This window comes from Dermacoccus sp. PAMC28757 (assembly GCF_014302635.1).
GTDB lineage: Bacteria > Actinomycetota > Actinomycetes > Actinomycetales > Dermatophilaceae > Dermacoccus > Dermacoccus abyssi.
This window is the reverse complement of the sequence record NZ_CP060292.1, coordinates 1,458,193-1,483,552: the sequence shown is the minus strand read 5'-3', so window position 1 is coordinate 1,483,552 and position 25,360 is coordinate 1,458,193. Positions and strand designations below refer to the sequence as shown.

Sequence of the window (25,360 nt, the reverse complement as noted above, 5' to 3'; positions counted from 1 at the left end):
GGCGCTCACTCCCACTCGATGGTGCCCGGGGGCTTGCTCGTCACGTCGAGCACGACGCGGTTGACGTCGGAGACCTCGTTCGTGATGCGGTTCGAGATCGTGGCCAGGACGTCGTAGGGCAGGCGCGTCCAGTCGGCCGTCATGGCGTCCTCGCTGGAGACGGGGCGCAGCACGATGGGGTGACCGTAGGTGCGGCCGTCACCCTGCACACCGACCGAGCGCACGTCGGCCAGAAGGACGACGGGGCACTGCCAGATGTCGCGGTCGAGGCCCGCGGCCGTGAGCTCCTCGCGGGCAATCTTGTCGGCCGCGCGCAGGATCTCGAGACGCTCGGCCGTCACCTCGCCGATGATGCGGATGCCGAGGCCGGGGCCGGGGAACGGCTGGCGCCAGACGATGGAATCGGGCACGCCGAGTTCGAGGCCGACCTGGCGCACCTCGTCCTTGAAGAGGGCGCGCAGCGGTTCGACGAGCTTGAACTGCAGGTCGTCGGGCAGACCGCCGACGTTGTGGTGGCTCTTGATGTTGGCCGCGCCGGTGCCGCCGCCGGATTCGACGACGTCGGGGTAGAGCGTGCCCTGAACGAGGAACTCGACGGGGTGTTCGCTGTCCGATTCGGCACCGACGATGTCGCGCGCCGCCTGCTCGAAGACGCGGATGAACTCGCGGCCGATGATCTTGCGCTTCGTCTCGGGATCGGACTGGCCGGCCAGCGCCTCGAGGAACCGCTCGGAGGCGTCGACGACGACGAGGTCGACACCGGTAGCGGCGACGAAGTCCTCCTTGACCTGCTCGGCCTCACCGGCGCGCAGCAGGCCGTGGTCAACGAAGACACACGTGAGCCGGTCGCCGATGGCCTTCTGCACCATGGCCGCGGCGACGGACGAGTCGACACCACCGGAGAGACCACAGATGGCGCGGCCCTCACCGATCTGCTCGCGCACCTGGGCGACGAGTTCCTCGGCCATGTTGGCGGGCGTCCACTCGGCCTTGAGGCCGGCGCCGTAGAGCAGGAAGTTGCGCAGCACTTCCTGGCCGTGCGTGGAGTGGAGCACCTCCGGGTGCCACTGCACGCCGAAGAGCTTGCGCTCGGCGTCCTCGAACGCGGCGACGGGGGCGCCGGGCGTGCGAGCGCACACCGTCATGCCCGTGGGGGCCTCGCTCACGCCGTCACCGTGCGACATCCACACGGCCTGCTCGGCGGGCTGACCGTCGAAGAGGATCGAGTCGGTGTGGGTGATCGTGGCCATCGTGTGACCGTACTCGCGGCCACCGGTGTGGGCGACGCTTCCGCCGAGGGCGTGCGCCATGGCCTGGAAGCCATAGCAGATACCGAAGACCGGCACGCCCGCTTCGAGCAGTGCCACGTCGAGCGACGGAGCACCGTCGGCGTAGACGGACGAGGGCCCGCCCGACAGCACGATGGCGGCGGGGTTCTTGGCCAGCATCTCCTTCGCGCTCATCGTGTGCGGCACGACCTCGGAATAGAGGGCGCACTCGCGCACGCGGCGCGCGATGAGTTGGGCGTACTGGGCGCCGAAATCGACGACGAGTACGGGGTGATCCTGCAGGTTGTCACTCACGCGTTCATCCTATCCGTCGCCACCGACAGGCCTTCCGGCCGTCGGCTCGTCAGCGGCCCGCGAGGTCGGCCTCGACCTCGCGGCTCATCTTGCGCTCGACCCAGAACGACAGGAACGGCACGCACCCGGCGAGGATGACGAGGACCATCTTGCCGAGACCCCAGCGCATCTTGAACCCGAGGTTCGCCGTCGCCGCGACGTAGACGAGGAAGAGCAGACCGTGCGGCTGCGGCCACCACGCGAGCGCGTCGTTGTGGAACCCGTAGTGCAGCACCATCTCGAGCACGAGCACGAGCAGGCCGATGCCGACGATGAACGCGGCGATCTTGAAGAACTTCAGGGCCGAGCGGGCCTGGTTCACGTCGATCGTGGGCTTACCTGCAGCAGCGGGCTTCTGGTCGGTCATCGGTCGTCCTTTCGCTCGCCCGTAGGGGGCGTCGTCACGTCGGAAGGGGAGTCGTCTTCGCTGGGAGTTGTGTGATGCTGCTCGTTGTTCTCGTCAACACGGCTCTCGTCGGCGGCGATCTCGAGGTGGTGCTCGTCGCGCACGAGCTTGACCCACATGAAGACCGCGAAGACGGCGAACACCCACCACTGGATGGCATAGGCTGCGTTGCGCCACTCGATGTGCGTCGTGCGCGGCACGGGCGGCGGGATGTGCTCTGGGGTGGTTTCCCCCGCCTTCACCCGCGTCGCGGGCTGTTGGTCCGTGGAGAAGATGAAGGCGTTGTAGACGCGACCGTCCCACTTGTTGAGCAGCAGACCCATGTCGATCGTGCCGATCTGGCCGGGCGGAAGAGCGTCCATCGTCGACACCGACTCACCGGGCGCCAGCGCGCCCTCGACGGTCACGGTGCCCGACGGCGGTTTCGGGATGTTCGTCGTCTTGTCGACGAAGCCGCGCACGATGGGCAGCCGTGCTCCGGTGCTGTCGACGACGAGGGGTGTCATGACCCACCAGCCGTGCTTGCCCTCGAGCACACGGCCCGCGACGAGCTCGGTCTTGCTCGCGTCGTAACGGCCCGTGACGGTGATGGGCTGCAACGACGTCGAGTTGTCGAACGGCGTCTGCGGCTTGATCACCGCGTCGAGCGGCTCACGCGTGCGCTGCGAAGCCTCTTCGAGCACCTTCTGGTTGGCCTCGTTGTTGGCCGTCCCCCACTGCCACTTGCCGAGCCAGATGAACGCGGCAACGAGCACGAGCATGAGCGAGAACAGCCGCACGAAACGGGGTTTCATCGCGGTCTGGAGCACCCCACCAGGGTACGCGCCGACGCGCGGTGCCTACGTCGCGGGTGTCCGTGCCACCGTCGGCATGCCGAGGACTACGGGCTGGCCGGGCACCCGGTTCGGCTCGCGTTCGAGCCGGACGTACGCCTCGCCCTGAGCCGGACGCTCGTCGCGCTCGCCCTTGGCCGGCCACAGCGAAAAGGCACGCTCGGCCTGAGCCGTGATGGTGAGCGACGGGTTGACGCCGAGGTTCGCGGAGACGGCCGTACCGTCGACGATCGACATCGTGGGGTAGCCGTGCACGCGCTGGTAGGCGTCGATGACGCCGGTCTCCGGGCCGTCGCTGATCGGGGCGCCGCCGAGGAAGTGCGCCGTCATGGGCACGTCGAACAGTTCGTTCCACGTGCCACCCGCGATGGCCTCCTTGCCGCTGACCCGCTCGAGACGGTCCGCCATGCCGCGGATGGCCTTGTGGCCGCCCGGAATCCACGTCGGGTTCGGCTCACCGTGGCCCTGACGGGAGGTGAGCTTCCACCCGCGGCGCGTCTTCTTCGGGGAGACGATGAGCGAGTTGTCGACCGTCTGCATAACGAGCGCGATGATGGTGCGCTCGCTCCAGCCCTTGGGGACGACGGCCTTGGTGAGCATGACCGGGCGGCGCGCGAACTGCTTGACGAACTCGACGACGCGGTTGCCCACGTCACCGGGAATGAGCAGCGTGGAGAACAGGCCCATGGCGTTCGAGCCGCGCCCGTAGCGCACGTTCTCGACGTGGGTGGTTTCGTCGACGTGGAAGCTCGACGTGATGGCCACGCCGTGTGTGAGGTCGACGCCCTCGGGCAGCTGCGTGGCGGCGGCACCGCCGAGCTCCTCGGAGTTGGTGCGGGTGAGGTGACCGAGCGTGCGCGACAGGCGCGGAAGCTTGCCGTCGGCCTGCAGCGAGTGCAGGAGGCTCTGCGTGCCCCACGTGCCGGCTGCCATGACGACGTGCTGCGCCGTCACCGTGCGACGGTTCTTGCGCACCCAGGCGCCGGTGGCCTCCGTCGTGATGCGCCAGCCCTCATCACCGTTCGGGCCGAGCGGCTCGAGGTCGACGACTGTACGCATCGGCTCGATGCGCGCACCGGAGCGTTCGGCGAGGGGCAGGTAGTTCTTCGCGAGGGTGTTCTTCGCACCGACGCGGCAGCCGACCATGCAGTTGCCGCACTCGGTGCAACCGGTACGCTCCGGGCCCTCTCCCCCGAAGTAGGGGTCGGCGACGCGCTTTCCGGATTCCCCGAAGAACACGCCGACGGGCGTCTTGCGGAATGTCTCACTCACGCCGAGGTCTGCCGCGACGCCGCGCATGAGCTGCTCGACGGGACCCTCGCACGGGTTGGACTCGACGACGCCGAGCATCTTCTTCGCCGTCTCGTAGTGCGGCATGAGTTCCGCGGACCAGTCGGTGATGTGCGACCACTGCTTGTCGGCGAAGAACGGCTGCGGTGGCACGTAGAGCGTGTTGGCGTAGTTGAGGCTTCCGCCACCGACGCCGGCTCCTGCGAGGATGACGGCGTCAGGGATCTTGTGGATGCGCTGCACGCCGTAGCACTTGAGCGCTGGCGCCCACAGGTAGTTGCGCACGTCCCAGCTCGAGGTGGCGAAGTCCTCGTCCTCACGGCGCGGGCCGGCCTCGTAGACGAGGACGTCGTAGTTCTTCTCGGCCAACCGCAGGGCGGCGACGGAGCCGCCGAACCCCGAGCCGATGACGACGACGTCGTGATCGAAGCCGCTCATGCGACACCTCCTCGCTTCATGAGGCGCATGCCCACCGTCATCACCTTGGCAAACTGCTTCTGCGACATGCCCTTCGGCACCCCGAAGCCCTGGACGTGCTGCACCGTGACGTTCTGGATGTCGGTGTACTTGCGGATGCCCTCGGCCCCGTGACGGCGGCCGACGCCGGAGGACTTCATGCCGCCCATCGGCGCACCGTTGCTCGCGTACGCAGACGCGTAACCCTCGTTGACGTTGACGGTGCCGGACTGGATACGGGCGGCGATGGCGCGGCCACGCTTGACGTCCTTGGTCCAGACGGACGCGTTGAGGCCGTACTCGCTGTCGTTGGCGAAGGCGACGGCCTCGTCGTCGTTCGCGACCCGGTAGACCGACACGAGCGGGCCGAAGGTCTCGTCGCGTCGGCAGCTCATGCCTTCGGCAACGCCGTCGAGCACGGTGGGTTCGTAGACGAAGGGCCCGACGTCGGGGCGCGCCTTGCCGCCCGCGAGCACCGTGGCGCCCTTGGAGACAGCATCCGCGACGTGCTCCTCGACGCGCTCCAACTGCTGCGCGGAGATGAGGCTGCCCATGTCGGCTCCCCAGCCCACCTCGGTGCTGAGCTTCATCGCCTTGACACGGGCGAGGAACAGGCGGAGGAACTCGTCGGCGATGGCCTCGTGGAGCACGAGGCGCTCGATCGAGATGCACAGCTGGCCCGCGCTGGAGAACACCGCGCGCTGGGCGCCCTCGGCGGCGCGCTTGAGGTCGGCGTCCTCGGCGACGTACATCGCGTTCTTCCCGCCGAGCTCGAGCGACGCCCCGATGAGGCGCTCACCGGCGTCGCGTGCGACCTGACGCCCGACGTTCGTCGAGCCCGTGTACATGACGTAGTCCGCACGCTCGAGGACCGCGCCGCCGACGGTGGGGCCGTCGCCCAGAACGATCTGGAGGAGCCCCTCGGGCAGACCGGCCTCGTCGATGAGCTCGACGATCTTGAGGCAGGTGAGAGACGCCTTCTCGTCAGGACGAAGGACGACGGCGTTGCCGGCAGCGAGGGCGGGCAGGGCGTCGGTGATCGTCATCGACAGCGGGTAGTTCCACGGCGCGACGACGCCGACGACGCCCTTGGGGCGGTAGCCCGTGCGGGCCTGCGTCAGCACCGGCATGGCGCCCGCACCCTTGCGCTCGGCGAGATAGCTCGGTGCCTTCTTCGCGTAGTGGCGGCACACACCGGCGGTGTCGAGAATCTCCTCGAAGGCCTGGATGCGGGCCTTGCCCGAGTCGAGCTGGATGAGGTCGAGCATCTCGCTCTGGTGCTCGAGCACGAGGTCGTGCAGGCGTTCCAGGAACTCCACGCGCTCCTTGACGGGCGTCGCGGCCCACGCGGGCTGAGCCGCACGCGCCGCCTCGTAGGCGCGCTCGACGTCGGCGACGCTCGACTCGGGCAGCGACGCGACAACCTCACCGGTGAGAGGCGTCGTGCGCTCACGCTGGGGCGCGTCGGCGGCAGCAGTGACGCGGTGGCTCATGCGCTTCGCCACGTCCTGCGCAACGCGGACGGCGGGCGAAGATGCGGTCTGAGAAGTCATGGATCCACCCTAGGACGGGCCACCGACAACGTCCTTACTTTGAAGTAAGTCAGTGGCTGTCGTCCCAGGATGCGAGGCACCGCGGGCATGACGGAGGGGCTCGACCTGCCGGTCGAGCCCCTCCGTCGTGAGTGTGCCTCAGGAACGCTGGTACGGCGCGACGACGACCTCGACGCGCTGGAACTCCTTGAGGTCGGAGTAGCCGGTGGTGGCCATGGCGCGCTTGAGGGCACCGACGATGTTGGTGGTGCCGTCGGCGCCGCGGCCGGGGCCGTTGAGGATCTCCTCGAGGCTCGCCACTGTGCCCACCTCGACGCGCTCACCGCGCGGCAGCTGGCTGTGGTGCGCCTCGGGGCCCCAGTGGAATCCGCGACCGGGCGCCTCGGTGGCGCGAGCCAGCGCGGCGCCGAGCATCACGGCGTCCGCACCGCAGGCGACGGCCTTGACGATGTCACCGGAGGTGCCGACACCGCCGTCGGCGATGACGTGGACGTAGCGGCCACCGGACTCGTCGAGGTAGTCGCGACGGGCTGCGGCGACGTCGGAGAGGGCCGTGGCCATGGGCGCGTGGATGCCGAGCGTGCGACGCGTCGTGTGGGCAGCGCCGCCACCGAAGCCGACGAGCACGCCGGCCGCACCGGTGCGCATGAGGTGCAGCGCTGCGGTGTACGTGCCCGCGCCACCGACGATGACGGGAACGTCGAGTTCGTAGATGAAGCGCTTGAGGTTGAGCGGCTCGGCGTCGCCGGAGACGTGCTCGGCGGAGACCGTGGTGCCGCGGATGACGAAGACGTCGACGCCGGCCTCGACGACGGTGCGCCAGTGCTCCTGGGTGCGCTGCGGCGTGAGGGCGCCGGCGACGGTGACGCCGGCGTCACGGATCTCCTTGAGGCGGTCGCGGATGAGCTCGGGCTTGATCGGCTCGTCGTAGATCTCGCGCATGCGGGCGACGGCTTCGGCCGGGTCGACCGTGGCGATGGAGGCGAGTTGCGTCTCCGGGTCCTCGTAGCGCGTCCACAGGCCCTCGAGGTCGAGCACGGGCAGACCGCCGAGGCGGCCGAACTCGATGGCGGTGGCGGGCGACATCACGGAGTCCATCGGCGCTGCCATGACGGGCAGGTCGAAGTGGTAGGCGTCGATCTGCCACGACGTCGACACCTCGCGGGGGTCACGCGTGCGGCGCGACGGCACGACGGCGATGTCGTCGAGTGAATACGCGCGACGGCCGCGCTTGCCCTTGCCGATCTCGATCTCAGTCACCCACCCAGCCTACCTGCGGGCGCCCGCTTCCCCACAAGCGCGGAATGTCGCGCAAGTGGGGACCAACCGCGCACGTCTCTTCCCATCGTGCGAGATCTCGCGCATGTGGGTATGCCCGCCTCAACACACGAGCGCCGCACCTTCGTCGTGAAGGTGAGGCGCTCGAAAGTGGGCCGAGGCGTCGTCAGCGGATCGAGTAGTTCGGCGCTTCGACGATGCCCTGGACGTCGTGGGGGTGCGACTCCTTGAGGCCGGCCGCGGTGATGCGGACGAACTGGCCGCGCTCCTGCAGCTCGGGGATCGTGGAGCCACCGACGTAGAACATCGACTGGTGGAGGCCACCGACGAGCTGACGCACCGCGTTGCTCACCGGACCCTTGTACGACACGCGACCCTCGATGCCCTCGGGCACGAGCTGGTCGTCGCTGATGACGTCGGCCTGGAAGTAGCGGTCCTTGGAGTACGACTTCTTGCCGCGCGAGCTCATCGCACCGAGCGAACCCATGCCGCGGTAGGCCTTGAACTGCTTGCCGTTGATGAGCACAACCTCGCCCGGCGACTCCTCCGTCCCGGCGAGCAGCGAGCCGACCATGACGCAGGACGCACCGGCGACGAGGGCCTTGGCGATGTCACCGGAGTACTGCAGGCCGCCGTCACCGATGACCGGCACACCGGCGGGGCCGCAGGCCTGGGCGGCCTCGTGGATCGCGGTGACCTGCGGAACACCGACACCCGCGACGATGCGCGTTGTGCAGATCGAGCCCGGCCCGACGCCCACTTTGACGGCGTCGACACCGGCGTCGACGAGCGCCTGGGCGCCCGCGCGGGTGGCAACGTTGCCGCCGATGATCTGGACGTTCTTCGTGGCCGGGTCGGCCTTGAGCTTGCGGATCATGTCGAGCAGGAGGCCCGCGTGGCCGTGCGCCGTGTCGACGATGAGCACGTCGACGCCGGCGTCGATGAGCGTCGTCGCGCGCTCCCACGCCTCACCGAAGTACCCGACGGCGGCACCGACCATGAGGCGACCGTCGGCGTCCTTCGAGGCGTTCGGGAACTGCTCGGACTTCACGAAGTCCTTGACCGTGATGAGCGCGGCGAGGCGACCGTCGCGATCGACGAGCGGCAGACGCTCACGCTTGTGCTGACGCAGCAGCGCCGTGGCGTCCTCGTTCGAGATGTCGACGGGCGCGGTGATGAGCTGCGTCGTCATGACGTCGCGCACCTTCGTGCCGGCCCACTCGGCGACGGGCGTGAAGCGCAGGTCGCGGTTGGTGATGATGCCGATGAGCTTGTTGTCGCCCTCGACGACCGGCAGACCGGAGACGCGGTACTCGCCGCAGATGGCGTCGAGCTCTTCGAGCGTGGCGTCGGGGCCGATCGTCACGGGGTTGGTGATACGGCCCGTCTGAGTGCGCTTGACGAGGTCGACCTGGTAGGCCTGATCCTCGATCGACAGGTTGCGGTGCAGCACGCCCATGCCGCCCTCGCGGGCCATGGCGATGGCCATGCGCGCTTCGGTGACGGTGTCCATCGCTGCAGACACGAGAGGGATGTTGAGCTTGATCTCGCGCGTCAGCTGCGCGGTGGTGTCGACCTCCGAGGGGATGACATCGGTCTCCCCGGGAAGGAGAAGGACGTCGTCGTAGGTGAGGCCGAGCGTCGCGAATTTCGGGGGAATCTCAGTGCCGTTGTCAGAGCCGAAAGCCATTCACCGATTCTAGGTCACGCGCACGCGTGCCCAGCGCCGCGCGCTCAGCGTTGTGCGCATTCTCACCTAGCGCGTCGGCGTGGCGGTTTCGTTCGGCACCGGCTCCGCCGTAGCGCTCGGCTCGAGAGGCGTTGAGGACGCCTCGATCGACGGCCTCGGCATGAGGTACCTGAACCGGTTGCGCGTCTCCTTCTCCGCCTTCGTCAGCGCACCGCTTCCGGAGGAGGCCTTGTGTGAGCCGCGTGTCGACCTCGGGGAAACGCTCGAGGTGGGGCGAGGGGTCGGCTTCGTCGTGGAGGGCGAGCCCGAGGAACTCGAGGAGCCCGACGTGCCTGTCGAACCCGAGGGACCGGTGCTCGGCGACGTCGTCGACGAACCTGGGGTGGACGGCGTGCTCGGCTTCGTGGTCGTCGGCGGCTGCGTGGACGACGGCGAGGGCGGCGTCGTCGGACGCGGCGGACGCGTCGTGCTCGGCGCCTGCGTCGGTCGGGTGCCCGTGTTGGGCCGGTACGTCGGTACCGCCGGGCGCTGACGGTCGATTCGGGGCGCGGCGACGACCGAGCGGTCGAGACCGGTACGGCGCTCCTCGACCCGAGGCCAGGAGTCGCTCGGTGCCGTTTCCTTCGGAGCGGCGGACGTGCGGGGCCGCGCAGCGCCCTCGGCGTGGCCGTCCGTGCGATCCGGCAGCGCCTCGACACGCTTCTTCGCCGGCTTCTGCGGCGCTGCTGGTGCGTCGGTCGCCGTGGCGCGAGGCACCTCATCGGCCAGCACGGAGGGGTTGTGAGCCTTCGTCGAACTGAGCGTTAAGGAGTCGAGGGACGGTAGGCGTCCCCCACCGACAGCGGCGGCGACGCCGGACAGGGAGAGCACGAGACCCGCTGCAGCGGCCGTAGCGCCGGTTCGCACGCGGGCAGCCGGGGCCAGGCCCCACCATCCGCGGCCGAGAGCAGCGGCCACTCGGCCGTCGCCCGAGGCGCTGTACGTGCCGCCGCGAGGGCGCGGCGCGGCCGTGACAGGTCCGGGTTCGACGGACTCGGCCTCATTGGACACCGCGTAGGCGGCGCGAGCTGCCCGCGTGACGCGTCGGGGCTCGACCGTGAACGTGGCCTCGGCCTCATCGTCGATGTCCTGCGCCCAGGCGGCGAGCATGTGAGCGACATCGTCCGACTCGTAGGTGCTGGCGTCGATGTTCGTGTCGGCGTTGGACTCGTCCGCGTCGAAAAGGCGTGCGCCGAGGACGTCGAGGAGTTCGTCGTCGCGGGCGATCTCGAAGAGGTTCGTGTCGCGGGATGCGTCGTTCACGTGGCTCACCTCAACTCCTGGCCGGAGGCGTCGTGCAGCTTGCGCAGCTTCGCGAGCGCGCGGTGCTGGGCGACGCGCACGGCGCCGGCCGTCATGCCGAGGCTGCGGGCGGTCTCCTCGGCGGAGAGGCCGACGGCGACGCGGAGCGTCAGGATTTCGCGGTGCTGTTCGGACAGGCCGCCCATGAGCATCGAGAGGCGCTTGGCGGTGTCGCCGCTGACGGCCATCTCCTCGGGGCCGGTCGACAGGTCGACGTCCTCGGGGATCTCGTCGGTGGGCACAGCCGCGCGGAAGGCGCCTCGCTGCACGTCGGCCACCTTGCGCGAGCAGATGGAGTAGACGAAGGCCTCGAAGGGGACGCCGCGCTCGACGTAGCGCGGAAGCGCCTGCAGGACAGCCACGCACACCTCCTGAGCGGCGTCGGCGGCGAGTTCACGCGAGGCGCTGAAAGCGCCGAGACGGGCTGACGCGTAGCGCAACGCCATCCGGTGAACGTCGTCGAGGAGTTGGTGTCGTGCTGCCGGATCGTTGTCCTGAGCGGCAGCCACGAGGTCGCGCATCGGCGCTTCCTCGGATGACATCGGGGTGGACGGTAGGTTCGTTACACGCGCTCGGGCATGGGACACCTGGGGCCAGGAGGCCCCTCCCATGTATCCACCTTCGAGCGCCATGGCCTACTCCCGTCACGGATGTGCGCGGTTCACGGTCAGCGGTTGCGGCCCCCACGGTAACCACACCACGGGGTGCACGGCGAGTTCGGTGCGAGAATGTGGCCATGAACTCACCCGTAGACGTTCCGATTCGCGACGAAGCCATCAAGCTCGGTCAGCTGCTCAAGTTGGCCAACCTCGTGGAGGACGGCGCCGAGGCGCGCATCGTCATCATTGAGGGCCTCGTGACGGTCGACGGCGAGGTCGACACGCGCCGTAGCGCCCAGATTCCGGTCGGCGCCGTGGTGTGCCTTGAGGACGAGTGCGTGCGCGTCACCCGGCGCTGACAGCCGAACACAGGCGCCTCCGCATCGCCATGTAACCAGGGCCACTCGCAAAGCCGCGACCCTCTCCCCCAACGAAACCGGGCCACGCGCAAAGCCGCAACCCTTTCGCTCAACGCACCCACGCTGGAAGCAGACCGCGCAGAAAGACGCCCCTCCCGCGAGCTTGCTCGTGGGAGGGGCGTCTTTCAAGCCCCGAAGCGCTGTCGCACCGAGCGCGCGGGGTTCCGGGCGAGCCTGCGAGCCCGGAACCCCGCGCGCCGGAAGACGACGCGATGGAGATCAGTGCGTGTGGCCGTGACCTGCCGCGGGTGCCTCTTCGTCTTCCTTCTTCTCGACGACGAGGGTGTCGGTCGTGAGAACCATGGAGGCGATGGAGGCGGCGTTGGTCAGTGCGGAGCGCGTGACCTTGACCGGGTCGATGATGCCGGCTTCGACGAGGTCGATGTAGTCGCCGGTGGCGGCGTCGAGGCCCTGGCCGACGGGCAGTTCGCGCACCTTGGAGACGGCGACGTAGCCCTCGAGGCCGGCGTTCTCGGCGATCCAGCGCAGCGGCTCGGCGATGGCCTTGCCGACGAGCGTGGCGCCGGTGGCCTCGTCACCTTCGAGCTGGAGGGAGTCGAGCGCGGAGGCGGCGTGGATGACGGCGGAGCCACCACCGGCGACGATACCTTCCTCGATGGCCGCGCGCGTGGCCGCGATGGCGTCCTCGATGCGGTGCTTCTTCTCCTTCATCTCGACCTCGGTGTGGGCACCGACGCCGATGACGCAGACGCCGCCGGCGAGCTTCGCAAGACGCTCCTGGAGCTTCTCGCGGTCCCAGTCGGAGTCCGTGCGCTCGATCTCGGCCTTGAGCTCCTTGACGCGGCCCTCGACTGCGTCGCCCTGGCCGGCGCCGTCGATGATCGTCGTGGAATCCTTCGTCACCTGGATGCGGCGGGCCTGGCCGAGGACGTCGAGGTCGGCGGCCTCGAGCTTGAGGCCGACCTCCTCGGCGATGACCTGGCCGCCGGTGAGGATGGCGATGTCCTGCAGCATGGCCTTGCGGCGGTCACCGAAGCCGGGGGCCTTGACGGCGACGACGTTGAACGTGCCGCGGATCTTGTTCACGACGAGCGTCGAGAGGGCTTCGCCCTCGATGTCCTCGGCGATGATGAGCAGCGGCTTGCCGGACTGGACGACCTTCTCGAGGACGGGCAGGAGGTCCTGCACGTTCGAGATCTTGCCCTGGTTGATGAGGATGTAGGCGTCCTCGAGGACGGCTTCCATGCGCTCGGGGTCGGTGACGAAGTACGGCGAGAGGTAGCCCTTGTCGAACTGCATGCCCTCGGTGTACTCGAGCTTCGTCTCGGCGGTGGAGGACTCCTCGACCGTGATGACGCCGTCCTTGCCGACCTTGTCGAACGCCTCACCGATGAGGCCACCGATGGTGGCGTCCTGGGCGGAGAGCGAAGCGACCTTGGCGTAGTCGTCCTTGCCGTCGACCGGGCGCGCGTTGGCGAGCAGCTGGTCGTTGATGGCGGTGACGGCCTTGTCGATACCGCGCTTCAGACCGGCCGGGGCCGCGCCGGCGGCAACGTTGCGCAGGCCTTCCTTGACGAGGGCCTGGGCGAGAACCGTGGCGGTCGTCGTGCCGTCACCGGCGACGTCGTTCGTCTTGGTGGCGACCTCCTTGGCGAGCTGCGCGCCGAGGTTCTCGTACGGGTCTTCGAGCTCGACCTCACGGGCGATGGTGACACCGTCGTTCGTGATGGTGGGGGCGCCCCAGGACTTGTCGATGACGACGTTGCGGCCCTTCGGGCCGAGGGTCACCTTGACGGCGTTGGCGAGCGCGTCGACACCGCGCTCGAGCGACTTACGCGCGTCGTCGTTGAATTCGAGGGTCTTGGCCATGATTCAACCTCTCTGGTTGATGCCGCGCGAGGCGGCGTGGAACGGGAGCCTGCTGCGTGAGTTCACGCGCGACTGGAGGGAACGCAATGCCCCGGCGGGCCGACGTGGGCCACGGCCGGGGCATGCGCGCACGGAGTGGGATCGTCAGGCGACGACGGCGAGCACGTCGCGGGCGGAGAGGATGAGGAACTCCTCACCACCGAACTTGACCTCGGTGCCGCCGTACTTCGAGTAGATGACCTTGTCGCCCACAGCGACGTCGACCGGAACGCGGTTGCCGTTGTCGTCCACGCGACCCGGGCCCACGGCGATGACCTCGCCCTCCTGGGGCTTCTCCTTGGCGGTGTCCGGGATGACGAGGCCGGACGCGGTGGTCTGCTCGGCCTCGACGGACTTGACGACGATGCGGTCTTCCAGCGGCTTGATGTTCACCGACACGGTGGCACCTTCCTTGTTGCGACGGTCCGCTCGAGCGGACGTGACGGATGCTTGTCCACCCCTGCCCACGCCACGTGGCGTGGCATGACAGCGCGCAGTGCCGCCTCGCCGTCGCGGGGGTCGAGGTGACGTGCTCGCTGGCACTTACCCAGGGGTGAGTGCTAACTCCGAATTTATTGCTCGCTTAGCACTCGGTCAAGCCGAGTGCCAGGTGGAGGGTCGGCGTTCGCTCAGGGCGCACAGGCGGGGCGGCTCTTGGTTGGAAGTTCGCCTGAAAGAATGAGCCCATGGATGCCGCCGCCGCGCACGCTCTCATGTCCGACGAGGGTCGTGAACTGCTCGCATCGCTGCCGCCCTACGACGAGAAGAACGCCGTCGCGCTCACCTCCCGATTGCGGGATCGGGGCTACTCCCCCGAACTCGTCGCCGCCGCGCTGACGCAGAGCCGATTGCGGGCGAAGGCCGTCACGAAGTTCGGCGCGAATGCCGAGCTGATGTTCTTCACCCCGGACGCCCTCGAGCAGGCCACTCGCTCGGCCGTGGCGGCTCTGCACGCCGAGCGTCTGCGGTCGTCCGGCGCCTCACGCGTGGTCGACGGCGGGTGTGGCATCGGCGCGGACGCCGTCGGTTTTGCTCGTGCCGGCCTCGACGTCATTGCCGTGGAAGCCGACCCGACGACGGCCGAACTCGCTCGCCACAACCTGGCGCCCTACCCCGCCTCACGCGTGGAGACGGGGTTGCTCGAAGACCTCGCACCCGAACTCCGCCGGGAAGCCCCGGACGCCGCGTGGTGGTTCGACCCTGCCCGGCGCATCCCGGGCGTTGCCGACATCCACGGCCGAACCAAGCGAACCTTCTCCCTGGCCGCGCTCTCGCCCGACTGGGAACTCGTCCAGCAACTCGCCGCTGATGCCCCGGCTGCCGGCGCCAAACTCTCCCCCGGCCTCGCGCACGGCGACATCCCGCCCGACTGCGAGGCGGAGTTCGTCTCGTACGCCGGCGACCTCGTCGAAGCGACGCTTTGGTGGGGCCAGGCCGTTCGCGACGAAGGCACGACGGCGACGATCGTGCGGCCGACCGACAAGCGCGCCGACGGTTCCGCCAACGCAGACAGCAGCGGCGACAGCGTCGAGCTTCGCCACGTCACGAGGCCCGACGCTGCCGACGCCTCGGGGGCCCTCGCGCGTCGCGCCGACCTCGGCGCCTTCTTCTACGAGGCCGACAAAGCGTTAACGCGTAGCGGTCTCGTCGGCGCGTTGCTCAACGCCGTCGACGGGCGCGAGTTCACGGCCGGGTACGGGTACGTCACCGCCGACGCGCTCACCGACATCGGTCTTCTCGGGCGCGCATACCGGGTGCTCGACGCCGTTCCGCTGCACGTCAAAACACTCCGCTCCTACCTGCGCACGCACGACGTCGGACGCCTCACGATCAAGAAGCGCGACGTCGACCTCGACGCCGACGCCCTGCGTCGACAGCTGAAGCTCAAGGGCTCCCAGCCCATGACCGTCGTACTCGTCAACCTCGACGGCGAGCGCACCGCCCTCGTCGTCGAACCCGCCTGACCTGACCTGCCACAGGTCGCACCTGGACGACCGCCGCTGCCCCCGAACTGAACCCGCCCCCCTGACTCAAGGGGCTGGAGCTTCAAACAGCGAGCGAAGTCACGAACAGGCCGAGTCGCCCACCTTGTTGTCGCCGACGGCAACCGGCAGCGTGCCGCCCGCCTTGGCCTTGCCCGCAAGGATGTCCGCGAGCGCCGCAAACGTCGACGGCGTGTTGCCGTACGTCGCGAGACCGACGGCTCCGGCCGGTCGCGAGGCGAGGACGTACGGGGTGTCGAGCGCGACCTGAACGCCGGCCTTCGTCGAGGAACCGGCACCCGAACCACCAGCGGAATCGGCTTCCGAGCCGCCGTCGGCCGACGCCTTACCTGCGTTGTACGACCCACCGGCGATGAGCGAGACGCGTGTGCCGGACGAGCCGACCGTGATGCCGCGGGCCGCGAGGGCCTTCGTCAGTTCCGCGCGGTCGGAGGTCGATCCGCCGTCGAGGCGGACGCTCTTGCCGACGAGCGGCTTGTCGCATGAGCCACCGAGCTGGGTGATCGACTCTCGCGCGAACTGCTCGGCGTCCTTGCCGTGCGCGCCGACGACGTTGGTCGCCGGAGCCTTGACCTGCTGGTGCCGCGTCGTCGCGACGATACGGGCAGCCGATTCCACGAGCCGTTCGCGCGTCAGCTCACCCGAGGCCACGGCCTTCTCGATGGCGGCGACCGACGCGGTGGCGTTGGCCGGCATGAGCACGACGTCGGCGCCCGCCTTGAGCGCGGAAACGGCTGCGGCACCGCCTTTGTCGAACTTCTTCACGATGGCGCCCATGTTCATGCCGTCGGTGACGACGAGGCCCTTGAAACCGAGCTTGTCGCGCAGTTCGCCCGTGAGCACCTTGTGCGACAGGGTCGAGGGCACGTTCGGGTCGATGTCCTTGAGCACGATGTGCGCCGTCATGACGGCGGGCGCCCCCGCCTTCACGGCGTTGGCAAACGGCACCCAGTCGCGCTTGGTGAGCGCCGAGACCGGCTGCGACTGCACCGCGTAGTCGACGTGGGTGTCCGTCGTCACCGAGCCGTGGCCCGGGAAGTGCTTGATGACCGGCACGAGACCGGCCTCCTGGAAGCCCTTGACCTGCCCGTTCACCGCGCGCGAGACGCGCTGCGGGTCGCTGCCCGGCGAGCGGACGGCGATCGTCGGATCCTGCGGGCCGACCGTGACGTCCGCGTCGGGGGCGAACACCATCGTCACGCCGAGGGCTCGTAACTCCTGGCCCTGGCCCTTGGCGATCTTCGCGGCGAGTTCGGCGTCATCCGCGGCGCCGTACGCCATACCGCCGGGCAGCTGCGTGACGGGCGCCTTGATGCGCGCGACGGGGCCGCCCTCCTGGTCGATGCCGATGACGGCGGGCCACGAGCGTCCCGTGTCCTTCATCGCCTGCTGCGCGGCGGAGGTGATGGCAGGCAGGCCGGCCGTGACGTCCTGCGGCACGTTGTCGCCCATGATGATGACGCCGCCGAGGCCGTCCTTGCGGATCGCCGCGGCAGCCGCCTCGCTCCGCGAACCCGGGTAGTACCCGACGATGACCTGCCCCGCGAGTTGCTTCGTCGTGAGCTTCTCGACGTCCTTCTTCGCCTGGGCGAGTTCGGCCTGCGTCGGCAGTCCGGCGTCGGCGCTCGTCCGATTTTGGCCCTGCGAGGAGCTGCCGGACCCGCTCTTCGAGGAGCTCGATGCGCCGGTCGAGGGCTTGTCTCCGTCGGGCGAGCCACCGCTGCATCCGGCGAGAGCGAGCGCGCCGGTGGCGGCGAGCGCCGTCAAGCGCACCCGAAGCGTGGTCGTGGCAGACATCGTGGTCGTCATCCCATCACCTGTCCGATCGGCATCGAGGAGTCAGCGGGCACATCGAGCGCGGACGGCTCGATGCCCTTCGCGACGAGGTGTGCCCCGAGCGTGGCCACCATGGCGCCGTTGTCGGTGCACAGGCTGAGTTTCGGCACGCGGATGGCGATGCCGGCCTTGCCGCAGCGTTCTTCGAGCAGCGCACGCAGACGGGAGTTGGCCGAGACGCCGCCGCCGACCATGAGGTTGTTGCACTCGTAGTCGCGGCAGGCCATGACCGCCTTCTTCGTGATGATGTCGACGACGGCTTCCTGGAAGGACGCGGCGACGTCGGCGACGGGCACCGGTTCACCGGCGGCTTCGCGGGTGGCGACCCAGCGCGTCACGGACGTCTTGAGGCCGGAGAAGCTGAAGTCGTAACGGTGCTTCTCGAGGTCCTTCTTCGTCGAGAGCCCGCGTGGGAACGCGATGGCCTGCCGGTCTCCGCCCTGGGCTGCCTTGTCGATGTTCGGGCCGCCCGGGTAGGGCAGGCCGAGCACGCGGGCGACCTTGTCGAACGCTTCGCCGCACGCGTCGTCGATCGTGTTGCCGAGGCTGCGCACGTCGGTGGCGATGTCCGGCACGTAGAGCAGGTTCGTGTGCCCGCCGGAGACGAGCAGACCCATGGTCGGCTCGGGCAGCGGGCCGTGGTCGAGGATGTCCACGGCCACGTGCGCGGCGAGGTGGTTGACGCCGTACAGCGGCTTGTCGAGGGCAACGGAGAGGGCCTTCGCGGCGGCGACACCGACCATGAGCGCGCCGGCGAGGCCGGGCCCGACGGTGACGGCGATGGCGTCGACGTCGGTGAGCTTCACTCCGGCGGTGTCGCACGCGCGACGCAGTGAGGGCAGCATCGCCTCAAGGTGGGCGCGGCTCGCGATCTCGGGCACGACGCCGCCGAAGCGGACGTGCAGATCCATGCTGCTCGCCACCTCGTTGGCGAGCAGGGTGGTGCCGCGCACGATGCCGATGCCCGTCTCGTCGCACGAGCTCTCGATGCCGAGAACCAGCGGCTCCCGAGTCGTGGTGATGCTCATGAGGTCTCCAGGAGTTTGCGCATGATGACGGCGTCGACGTCACCGGGTTGGTAGTAGCGGCGGCGCAGAGTGAGGCGCTCGAAGCCGGATCGTTCGTAGAGGCCGAGGGCGGGCTCGTTGTCGGCGCGCACCTCGAGCAGGAGCGCCTCGGCGCCGGTCGCCGCCGCGGCGTCGACAAGGTGGGTGAGCAAGCGTTTTCCGACGCCTGTGCCGCGGGCCGCATGGGTGACGGCGATCGTCATGACGTCGACCGCGCTGCCGCCCGCGTCGAGGCCGGCGTAGCCCAGCACGGTCTCGTTCGCGTCCTCGTTACCTGCGACGGCGACGACGTACTGGCGACGCGGGCGCTCGGCGAACTCGGCCCACCACGTCGGTTCGCTCCACGCGTCGTGATCGAAGAGTTCGGCGTCGAGACGCGCGATAGTCTCGATGTCCCGCCAGGTCGCGTCGCGCAGGCGGACGCTCGCCGGGGCGTCGGTGGTCGTGGCGCTCACTTGCTGAGCACCCGAGCGTTGGGCGCGGCCGCGGCGGGGACGGCGTCCGGGCGGCGCAGGTAGAGCGGCTCGGTGGTCAGTAGGCGCTCCCCCGCCATGACGCGTTCGATGGCGAGCGCGGCGATGTCGGCGGCGTCGACGTCGAGGAGGTCCTCGTGGCCGCCGGTGGCGTCCTGCAGGTGGTCGCTGTACAGCTGGGCTCCGCGACCGATCGCGGGGATGTCTCCGACGTGCTCGGCGACGACGGCTGCCTTGTCGACGGCCGGTTCACCCGGCGCGATGCGGTCGGCGTCGAGGTCGTAGCGGGCCCAGTAGACCTCCTTGCGGCGCGCGTCCGTGGCGACGAGCAGCGGGCCCGTCATGCCGGAACGTCGGGCGCGGTACGCGAGGGCGTCGTGGGAGCACAGACCGCCGACCGGAAGGTCGAGGGCGTACGCGAACGTCATGGCCGTCATGAGGCCGACGCGCAGACCGGTGAACGGGCCGGGGCCGACACCGACGGCGACGCGGGAGAGGTCGGCGGGTGCGACACCGGCGTCACGCATCATGGCGTCGATCGCCGGAGCGAGGATCTCGGTGTGCCGACGCGCGTCGATCGTCGAGGTGCGCGCCACAACCTTTTCGGCGTCGTGGAGCGCGGCCGTGACGGCCGAGGTGGAGGTGTCGATCGCGAGAAGCATCGACCCAGCTTATCGAGGCCCGGCAACTGCGCCGATCACGCGCGGCTCAACGGCGGTGCCGTGCGGCGTTGCGTGCGTCAGTCGAGTCCCAGTTCGGAGGCGAGGTCGATGTCTGCCCAACGTTCCCCGGCCGTCTCGATCGTCGCGGTGCGGTCGTCGAGGCCCGTCAACGTGAGGTGAAGGCGATCGTCGGAGAGCGCCTCGGCCATGCCGGCGCCCCATTCGATGACGGTGACGGCGTCGTCGAGCGAGGTGTCAAGGTCGAGGTCGTCGAGTTCGCCGAAGCCGCCGAGGCGGTAGGCGTCGACGTGGACGAGGGCCGGGCCGTCACCGAGCGAGGGGTGTTCGCGGGCGATGACGAACGTCGGGCTCGTGACGTCACCGCGCACACCGAGCGCTTCGCCGAGAGCGCGCGTGGTCGTCGTCTTCCCGGCCCCGAGGTCGCCCGTCATGACGATGACGTCTCCGCGGCGCACGATACGGGCGAGCGCCCGTCCGAGGTCGGCGGTGGCTTCGGCGTCGGGCAGGTAGCGGGTGCCGCGCAGGCGTAGGTCGTCGCTCATCGGGTGAGTTCCTCGCTCAGGTCACCGCAGTAGATGCGTGGCAGGCGGGTGCTCATGCGCGTGACGATTTCGTAGCTGATGGTGTCGGCGGCGTCGGCCCATTCCTGCGCGGTGGGCCCGGGTGTCCCGTCGGCCGCACGTCCGAAGAGAACGGCTTCGTCGCCGGCTTGGACTGCGGCGTCACCCATGTCGACGACGAACTGGTCCATGCACACGCGGCCGGCGATGTGGCCGATCGTGCCGTTCACCATGACCGGAGCCTTGTTCGACGCGTGGCGCGGCACGCCGTCGGCGTACCCCGCGGGAATGTCGGCAAGGGTCGTTTCCGCATCTGTGACGTAGGTGTGGCCGTAACTGACGCCCTGGCCTGCGGGGACGCGTTTCGTCACGGCGACGTGGGCCGTCACCGACATTGCGGGGTCAAGACCGAGATCCTGGGGCGCGGCGAGGTCCGGCGCGGGCGAGAGGCCGTAGAGCGCGAGGCCGACGCGCACGAGGTCGAAGCGCGACTCGGGCACGAAGATCGCGCCGGCGGAGTTCGCCATGTGCCGCACCTCAAGGTGAAATCCGGCGTCGTCACAGTCCTTTTCGGCGGCGCGGAAGCGGTCGATCTGGGCGGCGACCTCGGGGTGGCGCGGTTCGTCGGAGCGGACGAAGTGGGTGAACAGACCGACCACCTCGACGAGGCCCCTCCCCCGCGCCTCGCGGGCGGCGGCCACGAGCTCGGGCCACTGGTCGCCGTACGCGCCGTTGCGGGCCATGCCGGTGTCGACCTTGAGGTGGACACGGGCCACACGCCCGGCGGCCTCGGCGGCTATCGCGACGTCGCGCACCATGGCTGCCGACGAGACCCCGAGGTCGATGTCGCGGCGGATCGCCGTTTCGAAGTCGGAGCCGGGCGCGAGCAGCCAGCACAGCACGCGGGCGTCGATGCCGGCGTCGCGTAGCGCGGTGGCTTCGTGGAGTTGCGCCACTCCCAGCCAGGTCGCTCCCCCACGCAGCGCGGCGCGGGCCGTCGGCACGAGCCCGTGGCCGTAGGCGTCACCCTTGACGACAGCCATGAGCTGGGCGTCGCCCACTCGCGCCTTGAGCGTGGTGGCGTTGCGCACGATGGCGTCGAGGTCGACGACGACGCGGGCCTGCGCACCTTCGAAGGCGAGCCAAGCGGGGTGGTCGGACGGCGTCGGGGCGTCGGCGGCGGGGACGTTCATAGCGACTCAGTCTCTCACTAGCGCGGGAAGCGTCCCGCACGGCGTTCCTCGTGCACCCGCCGCTGTTCGGCGACCAGTTCTGAGGCGACGCGTCCCAGCGACGTGGCGACATCGAGGGCGCGGACGGGGCCGTCCGGGTTGGCGAGGTGCGCCGCCCGTCCGTGGGTGTACGCGGCGAGTGCGGCGGCGCTCCTGGGCTCGAGACCGGCCGCGAGCAGGACGCCGAGGAGCGCGGCGAGCACGTCGCCCGTTCCGGCGGTGGCGAGCCAGTGCGGGGCGCGGTTCTCGATGGTGACCGGGCCTTCGCCGGGCGAGGCGATGACGGTGACGCCGCCCTTGAGCAGGACGGTCGCGCCCGTCTCGTTGGCGGCACGGCGAGCCCACGTGACGGGGTCGGCTTCGACTGTCGAGCGTTCGACGTCGATGTCGCGCGACTGCAGGAGCGTCGCGAGCTCGCCGGCGTGGGGGGTGATGACGGTCTGGACACCTTCCGGGCGGACACCGGGCTCGAACCAGGTGAGCGCTCCCGCGTCGATGACGACGGGTTCCTCGGAGCGCAGAGCGGCCATGGCGGACTCGTAGCGGTCGCTCTCGTGCTCGCGTTCACTCGGCCCGTCGATTCCGGAGCCCACGACCCACGCCTGCACGCGACCACTGCCATGCACGACCTCCGGCGCCGCTGCCGTGACGGCGTCCTCTGCGCGACGCGGGCCGACGTAGCGCACCATGCCTGCTCCGGCCGTTACCGCCGCGACGGCACCGAGCACCGCGGCTCCCGGGAACGCGTCACTACCCGTCGCGAGACCTACCACTCCGCGCGTGTATTTGTGATCGCGCGGGCCGGGTACGGGCCACAAGTGCGCCAGGTGCGTACCGGACAGTCGCATGGCTTCCTGTTCGCCAAGAGGGAGGTGGATGCCGATGTCGACCACCTCAACGCGTCCGTTCGCGGCGGGTGCCAGCATGAGCGAGGTCTTGGGCTCGCCGAAGGTGACGGTGATGTCGGCACGGAATCCTGGGGTGGGGCAGTCGACGGCCACCACGAATGCCTGGATCGGAATGAGGTCGGCGAGTTCCTGCCAGGTCGAAGCGCGCCCGGGATCGGCGCCGATTCCGAGGATGCCGTCGACGACGAGGTCGGCGTGCGCGAGCGCATGGGCGTTCTCACGGCCGCCGCCCTCGGGCTCCGCGCCGCTATGGGAGGCGGACTCGTATCGGGCCACGTCGACGCCCGCTGCACGCGCTGCGGCGACGCCCTCGACGTGTGCTTTGTCGGCGACAAGGAGAGCCAGACACTCGATACCGTCAACTGCGAGATCGCGGGCGGCGTACAACGCGTCGCCACCGTTGTTTCCGGGGCCAACCAGGACCACGACCCGCGGCGACGTCACGCCCCGCCGCTCGAGTTCAGCGACCTCGCGTCTCACGATGTCGGCGAGTCCCCTTGCGGCGCGCTGCATCAGAGCACCGTCGGTGAAGTCGTCACCCGTGGCTTCTTCAGCAGCGCGTACGGCGTCAACCGACCATGCTGCTCGAATGCCGCCGTCGGAGTTGTCCCGCCAGGCAGCAGCACCACCATCCGCGTGCTGAACCTCCCCCGCGCTGGCGTCACGCCGACCGCCACCGTTCGGGCTCAGCCGTCCCGATCCGTCTGGCGTAGACGCGAGGGTGTTCTCGTGGCGAAGCTCGTCATCCGCCATGTCAGCCCTCCGCGATGCAGACGGCGGAGGCGATGCCACCGTCGTGGGTGAGCGAGAGGTGAAGCGCGTCGACGTCGAGCGCGCTCATGCGAGCTTGAACGGTGCCGCCGGTGCGGAAGTAGGGCTGACCGTCGCTGTTCTTGTCGACCTCGGCGTCCTGCCAGCTCATTCCGGGCGGCGCGCCGAGCGCCTTGCTGAGCGCTTCCTTCGCTGCGAAGCGGGCGGCCAATGAGCGGATCGGCAGGTCGCGCTCGCTCGGCGTGAACAGCCGGTCACGCATCTCCGGGGTGTCTGCGAGTTTCTGCGCGAACCGGTCAATTTCGACGACGTCGATTCCCACTCCAACGATCATGTGGCCAGTCAACCACGCGTCGTTTCTTCCCGGTTCAGCTGCGGGTCACCGGCCTGCGGCCAAGGAGCCGAATCCCAGCCACGGGCGCGCTTGTCTGAGTCAGGCGGCTGGAGCGGTGAAGACTGCCGGCTGCGGCAGCGTCGGGCCGCTGGGGAGAGTCAGCCAACGGTGGCCGGTGGGCGACTCCCACAGGCACTCGCCGTCCGCCTGCATGACGACCGCGAAGCCGCCGAACGTCTTGGCGCGGTGGTGGTGACGGCACAGGCACTGGAGGTTGGCCGGGCTCGTCGCGCCACCTTCGGCGAAGGGAATCACGTGGTCGACGTCCGTGACGTCGGCCGGGCGGGTGCAGTACGGGAAGCGGCAGTGCCCGTCACGCGTCTTCACCGTGCGCTCGACCAGCGTCGTCGGTCGGTACGAATCGGTCACCGTCGCCAGCGTTGTGACGCGCTCGCCGTCGACGGCCACGAATTCAGAGACGAACTTCGTGCCGACTGCCCCGGCCAGCGCACGAACCGTGGCCGCATCGACGATTCCGACTCCGGGCACCTCCACGTCGCCGAAGGGCATGCGAACGTCGTCGCCGAACCACGCTGCCGCGTTCTTGCGGGCAGAGTTCTCCCCGGAGCATCCGGTAGAGCCGTGCGCGCGAGCGAGAACAGACCGCGACGACAGAGGTTCAGCGGGCGATGACGTCGGTGGGCGCACGGGGACGCGCAGGTGCAATGTCGTGGTGACGGTGGCCTGACCGAGGAGGAGGTCGACGAGGGCATCGGCGCGGGATGGACCGGCGAAGAGCCCGTGGCCGGCTCCGTCACCACTTCTCGGCGCGTTGTCGCGCAGGAACTGCGCCCTCGCGTCGATGGCGGCTCGCACCGTTGCGGCATCGACCGAGTCGAGCACGACACGCATTTCGGTGAGTTGGTCGAACTCGAGGTGCGGGGAGAACCACACGCCCATCTCGCGGCGCTGTTCAACGGGATCAACGGGCCGCGCCAGACCGAGTGACCGCAGGAGGCGCTTCGTCTGCCGGCGGGCGCCTTCGACCGTCATCGTCGGGATACTGCCGGCCGCAAAAAGGCGGTTCACTTCGTCGAGATCGGGAGCCTCGACATGTTCGAGCTCGGACGCGATCGCGGCAACCGAGGCGAAGCGAACCTCACCGCGAAGGGCCGATCGAAGCAGTTCGGGGTGCCTGCAACGCAGCTGCGCGGCGTCATCGGCCATGGCGCCTGCTGCACCGGAACTCATGCCGAGGGCCGGTCCGAAGCTGTCGCCGGCGAATTCCCCCGGAGCGAGCGGGTACGACACGTCGCGCAGGTGCTCGAACTCCAGCGCCTCGACCTGCCGCACTGCTTCGGCGTGCTCGGCGGCCATGACGCGCACGAGTGCATCAGCGGAACGAGAGATCGTGAGGACCGCGGCGGCCGCACCTTCGAGCTGGCGAGCCGTCTCCACCGACTCGGTGATGCGCTCGTCCAGCGACGCGCCGATCTCGGGCAGATCGAGCAGCGGCGAAACGCTCACGAGGGCTTGCTCGACGACAGCTTCGGTGAGCACCGTCCATGCAGCGAGCAACTGCTCGCGAGGCATGCGAGACACCGCGTCGGCGGTTATCTCGAGGTGCTGTTCCATGAACTCATTTTAGTACACTTGTTCGAATAAATGTAGAGGCACTACGCTCGATTTCGCGGGTGCGACCCGACTTCCGCGACACGAATGGTCACCTTCGACGCGGTCGCCCTCCCCGCGCCACGCGGCGGCCTCGACACCCAGCCAGTTCGCCGAGTTGCCGTCAACCGCGGGGCGCGGACTCAGCGAGAGCAGCGGGGAGCAAATGACGTCCCCAAATGCGCGAAACATCGCGCGAGCGGGGACAGTTAAGCCAAAAGCCGCCCCACTTTCGCGACCAACCGCCCATGTCGGAAAAGCACGCCGCCGTCGCACCCCGCCCCCACAAAGACGCCCACGAACGGTAACCAAAAGACAGGCGACCCAAGCACCAGCGACGTGCCCCAAGAAGGCGAGCGGACACGTCTCCAGGCACCCCAGCCGACCACATCCACGCCCGAAGAAGTCCGCTGACGGTAGCCCGGCCGCGCCGCCCCCGACAGTAGCTGTTCCCCACAAGCGCGAA

Annotated in this window: 22 protein-coding genes; 2 read left to right on the top strand and 20 right to left on the bottom strand. The window is 69.4% G+C overall.

Annotation, left to right across the window (positions count from 1 at the left end; all coding sequences use genetic code 11):
* Window positions 1-5 precede the first annotated feature (5 nt).
* The 9 genes from guaA to shbA form a co-directional block, all read right to left on the bottom strand.
* Window positions 6-1,583 carry a glutamine-hydrolyzing GMP synthase gene (gene guaA, locus H7F30_RS07140; protein ID WP_187037642.1) on the bottom strand — a complete coding sequence of 526 codons (1,578 nt, stop codon included), beginning with the start codon at window positions 1,581-1,583 and terminating at the stop codon, window positions 6-8.
* Between the two features lie 49 nt (window positions 1,584-1,632).
* Entirely contained in the window at window positions 1,633-1,989 is a 357-nt protein-coding gene (locus H7F30_RS07135; protein WP_047311793.1) for a DUF3817 domain-containing protein, read from the bottom strand.
* Complete coding sequence (locus H7F30_RS07130) at window positions 1,986-2,837, bottom strand: SURF1 family protein (protein WP_052946999.1); 852 nt, start codon at window positions 2,835-2,837, stop codon at window positions 1,986-1,988. Before H7F30_RS07130 ends, H7F30_RS07135 begins: the two co-directional genes overlap by 4 nt.
* A 30-nt stretch (window positions 2,838-2,867) precedes the next feature.
* The gene (locus tag H7F30_RS07125) at window positions 2,868-4,589 is read right to left on the bottom strand and encodes a GMC family oxidoreductase (RefSeq protein WP_187037640.1); all 1,722 of its coding nucleotides are present in this window, start codon (window positions 4,587-4,589) and stop codon (window positions 2,868-2,870) included.
* Entirely contained in the window at window positions 4,586-6,160 is a 1,575-nt protein-coding gene (locus H7F30_RS07120; RefSeq protein WP_047311791.1) for a succinic semialdehyde dehydrogenase, read from the bottom strand. The genes H7F30_RS07125 and H7F30_RS07120 overlap by 4 nt, the downstream gene beginning before the upstream one ends.
* Before the next feature lie 138 nt (window positions 6,161-6,298).
* Window positions 6,299-7,420, bottom strand: coding sequence for a GuaB3 family IMP dehydrogenase-related protein (locus H7F30_RS07115; protein WP_047311790.1), 1,122 nt, complete (start codon window positions 7,418-7,420; stop codon window positions 6,299-6,301).
* A 184-nt stretch (window positions 7,421-7,604) separates the two neighbouring features.
* The gene (gene guaB, locus H7F30_RS07110; protein WP_187037638.1) at window positions 7,605-9,128 is read right to left on the bottom strand and encodes an IMP dehydrogenase; all 1,524 of its coding nucleotides are present in this window, start codon (window positions 9,126-9,128) and stop codon (window positions 7,605-7,607) included.
* 66 nt (window positions 9,129-9,194) lie between these two features.
* On the bottom strand, window positions 9,195-10,430 hold the full coding sequence (locus tag H7F30_RS07105; RefSeq protein ID WP_187037637.1) for a hypothetical protein: 1,236 nt from the start codon (window positions 10,428-10,430) through the stop codon (window positions 9,195-9,197).
* 5 nt (window positions 10,431-10,435) lie between these two features.
* A complete protein-coding gene (gene shbA, locus H7F30_RS07100; RefSeq protein WP_255464989.1) occupies window positions 10,436-11,011 on the bottom strand; it encodes an RNA polymerase sigma factor ShbA in 576 nt (191 codons plus the stop codon).
* Window positions 11,012-11,205: 194 nt separating this feature from the next.
* On the opposite strand from shbA, the gene H7F30_RS07095 reads away from it, so the two are divergent.
* Entirely contained in the window at window positions 11,206-11,427 is a 222-nt protein-coding gene (locus tag H7F30_RS07095) for an RNA-binding S4 domain-containing protein (RefSeq protein WP_118913313.1), read from the top strand.
* Window positions 11,428-11,706: 279 nt separating this feature from the next.
* Here the strand turns inward: H7F30_RS07095 and groL are convergent, their stop codons facing one another.
* Window positions 11,707-13,317, bottom strand: coding sequence for a chaperonin GroEL (gene groL / locus H7F30_RS07090; protein ID WP_129664772.1), 1,611 nt, complete (start codon window positions 13,315-13,317; stop codon window positions 11,707-11,709).
* Window positions 13,318-13,461: 144 nt separating this feature from the next.
* Entirely contained in the window at window positions 13,462-13,755 is a 294-nt protein-coding gene (gene groES, locus H7F30_RS07085) for a co-chaperone GroES (protein ID WP_047311785.1), read from the bottom strand.
* Between the two features lie 287 nt (window positions 13,756-14,042).
* On the opposite strand from groES, the gene H7F30_RS07080 reads away from it, so the two are divergent.
* Window positions 14,043-15,320 (top strand): class I SAM-dependent methyltransferase, encoded by a 1,278-nt coding sequence (locus H7F30_RS07080; RefSeq protein ID WP_187037633.1) that lies wholly within the window; start codon window positions 14,043-14,045, stop codon window positions 15,318-15,320.
* Window positions 15,321-15,419: 99 nt separating this feature from the next.
* On the opposite strand, the gene H7F30_RS07075 is transcribed toward H7F30_RS07080, so the two are convergent.
* From H7F30_RS07075 to H7F30_RS07035, 9 genes are all read right to left on the bottom strand, one after another.
* Window positions 15,420-17,168 carry a glycoside hydrolase family 3 protein gene (locus H7F30_RS07075; protein WP_187037631.1) on the bottom strand — a complete coding sequence of 583 codons (1,749 nt, stop codon included), beginning with the start codon at window positions 17,166-17,168 and terminating at the stop codon, window positions 15,420-15,422.
* The gene (gene tsaD, locus H7F30_RS07070) at window positions 17,165-18,223 is read right to left on the bottom strand and encodes a tRNA (adenosine(37)-N6)-threonylcarbamoyltransferase complex transferase subunit TsaD (RefSeq protein WP_187037629.1); all 1,059 of its coding nucleotides are present in this window, start codon (window positions 18,221-18,223) and stop codon (window positions 17,165-17,167) included. The genes H7F30_RS07075 and tsaD overlap by 4 nt, the downstream gene beginning before the upstream one ends.
* Window positions 18,220-18,717, bottom strand: coding sequence for a ribosomal protein S18-alanine N-acetyltransferase (gene rimI / locus H7F30_RS07065; RefSeq protein ID WP_187037628.1), 498 nt, complete (start codon window positions 18,715-18,717; stop codon window positions 18,220-18,222). Before rimI ends, tsaD begins: the two co-directional genes overlap by 4 nt.
* Window positions 18,714-19,397, bottom strand: coding sequence for a tRNA (adenosine(37)-N6)-threonylcarbamoyltransferase complex dimerization subunit type 1 TsaB (gene tsaB / locus H7F30_RS07060; protein WP_187037626.1), 684 nt, complete (start codon window positions 19,395-19,397; stop codon window positions 18,714-18,716). The genes rimI and tsaB overlap by 4 nt, the downstream gene beginning before the upstream one ends.
* A gap of 77 nt (window positions 19,398-19,474) precedes the next feature.
* A complete protein-coding gene (tsaE, locus tag H7F30_RS07055; RefSeq protein WP_047311780.1) occupies window positions 19,475-19,960 on the bottom strand; it encodes a tRNA (adenosine(37)-N6)-threonylcarbamoyltransferase complex ATPase subunit type 1 TsaE in 486 nt (161 codons plus the stop codon).
* Window positions 19,957-21,171 (bottom strand): alanine racemase, encoded by a 1,215-nt coding sequence (gene alr / locus H7F30_RS07050; protein WP_187037624.1) that lies wholly within the window; start codon window positions 21,169-21,171, stop codon window positions 19,957-19,959. The genes tsaE and alr overlap by 4 nt, the downstream gene beginning before the upstream one ends.
* Window positions 21,172-21,188: 17 nt before the next feature.
* Window positions 21,189-22,871: a bifunctional ADP-dependent NAD(P)H-hydrate dehydratase/NAD(P)H-hydrate epimerase gene (locus tag H7F30_RS07045; protein WP_255464988.1), complete on the bottom strand. Its 1,683-nt coding sequence runs from the start codon at window positions 22,869-22,871 to the stop codon at window positions 21,189-21,191.
* 1 nt (window position 22,872) lies between these two features.
* Window positions 22,873-23,223, bottom strand: coding sequence for a holo-ACP synthase (locus tag H7F30_RS07040; RefSeq protein WP_187037622.1), 351 nt, complete (start codon window positions 23,221-23,223; stop codon window positions 22,873-22,875).
* A 99-nt stretch (window positions 23,224-23,322) separates the two neighbouring features.
* Window positions 23,323-24,858: an HNH endonuclease signature motif containing protein gene (locus tag H7F30_RS07035; RefSeq protein ID WP_187037620.1), complete on the bottom strand. Its 1,536-nt coding sequence runs from the start codon at window positions 24,856-24,858 to the stop codon at window positions 23,323-23,325.
* Window positions 24,859-25,360: the final 502 nt, after the last annotated feature.

Coding starts and splice junctions, on each gene's coding strand:
- tsaE (WP_047311780.1), bottom strand. CDS start 19,960: ATGAGCGACGACCTACGCCTGCGCGGCACCCGCTACCTGCCCGACGCC.
- groL (WP_129664772.1), bottom strand. CDS start 13,317: ATGGCCAAGACCCTCGAATTCAACGACGACGCGCGTAAGTCGCTCGAG.
- H7F30_RS07135 (WP_047311793.1), bottom strand. CDS start 1,989: ATGACCGACCAGAAGCCCGCTGCTGCAGGTAAGCCCACGATCGACGTG.
- shbA (WP_255464989.1), bottom strand. CDS start 11,011: ATGTCATCCGAGGAAGCGCCGATGCGCGACCTCGTGGCTGCCGCTCAG.
- guaB (WP_187037638.1), bottom strand. CDS start 9,128: ATGGCTTTCGGCTCTGACAACGGCACTGAGATTCCCCCGAAATTCGCG.
- alr (WP_187037624.1), bottom strand. CDS start 21,171: ATGAACGTCCCCGCCGCCGACGCCCCGACGCCGTCCGACCACCCCGCT.
- H7F30_RS07120 (WP_047311791.1), bottom strand. CDS start 6,160: ATGACTTCTCAGACCGCATCTTCGCCCGCCGTCCGCGTTGCGCAGGAC.
- H7F30_RS07075 (WP_187037631.1), bottom strand. CDS start 17,168: ATGACGACCACGATGTCTGCCACGACCACGCTTCGGGTGCGCTTGACG.
- tsaB (WP_187037626.1), bottom strand. CDS start 19,397: ATGCTTCTCGCGATCGACACCTCCACCTCGGCCGTCACGGCCGCGCTC.
- H7F30_RS07095 (WP_118913313.1), top strand. CDS start 11,206: ATGAACTCACCCGTAGACGTTCCGATTCGCGACGAAGCCATCAAGCTC.
- H7F30_RS07045 (WP_255464988.1), bottom strand. CDS start 22,871: ATGGCGGATGACGAGCTTCGCCACGAGAACACCCTCGCGTCTACGCCA.
- H7F30_RS07125 (WP_187037640.1), bottom strand. CDS start 4,589: ATGAGCGGCTTCGATCACGACGTCGTCGTCATCGGCTCGGGGTTCGGC.
- H7F30_RS07040 (WP_187037622.1), bottom strand. CDS start 23,223: ATGATCGTTGGAGTGGGAATCGACGTCGTCGAAATTGACCGGTTCGCG.
- tsaD (WP_187037629.1), bottom strand. CDS start 18,223: ATGAGCATCACCACGACTCGGGAGCCGCTGGTTCTCGGCATCGAGAGC.
- H7F30_RS07035 (WP_187037620.1), bottom strand. CDS start 24,858: ATGGAACAGCACCTCGAGATAACCGCCGACGCGGTGTCTCGCATGCCT.
- H7F30_RS07080 (WP_187037633.1), top strand. CDS start 14,043: ATGGATGCCGCCGCCGCGCACGCTCTCATGTCCGACGAGGGTCGTGAA.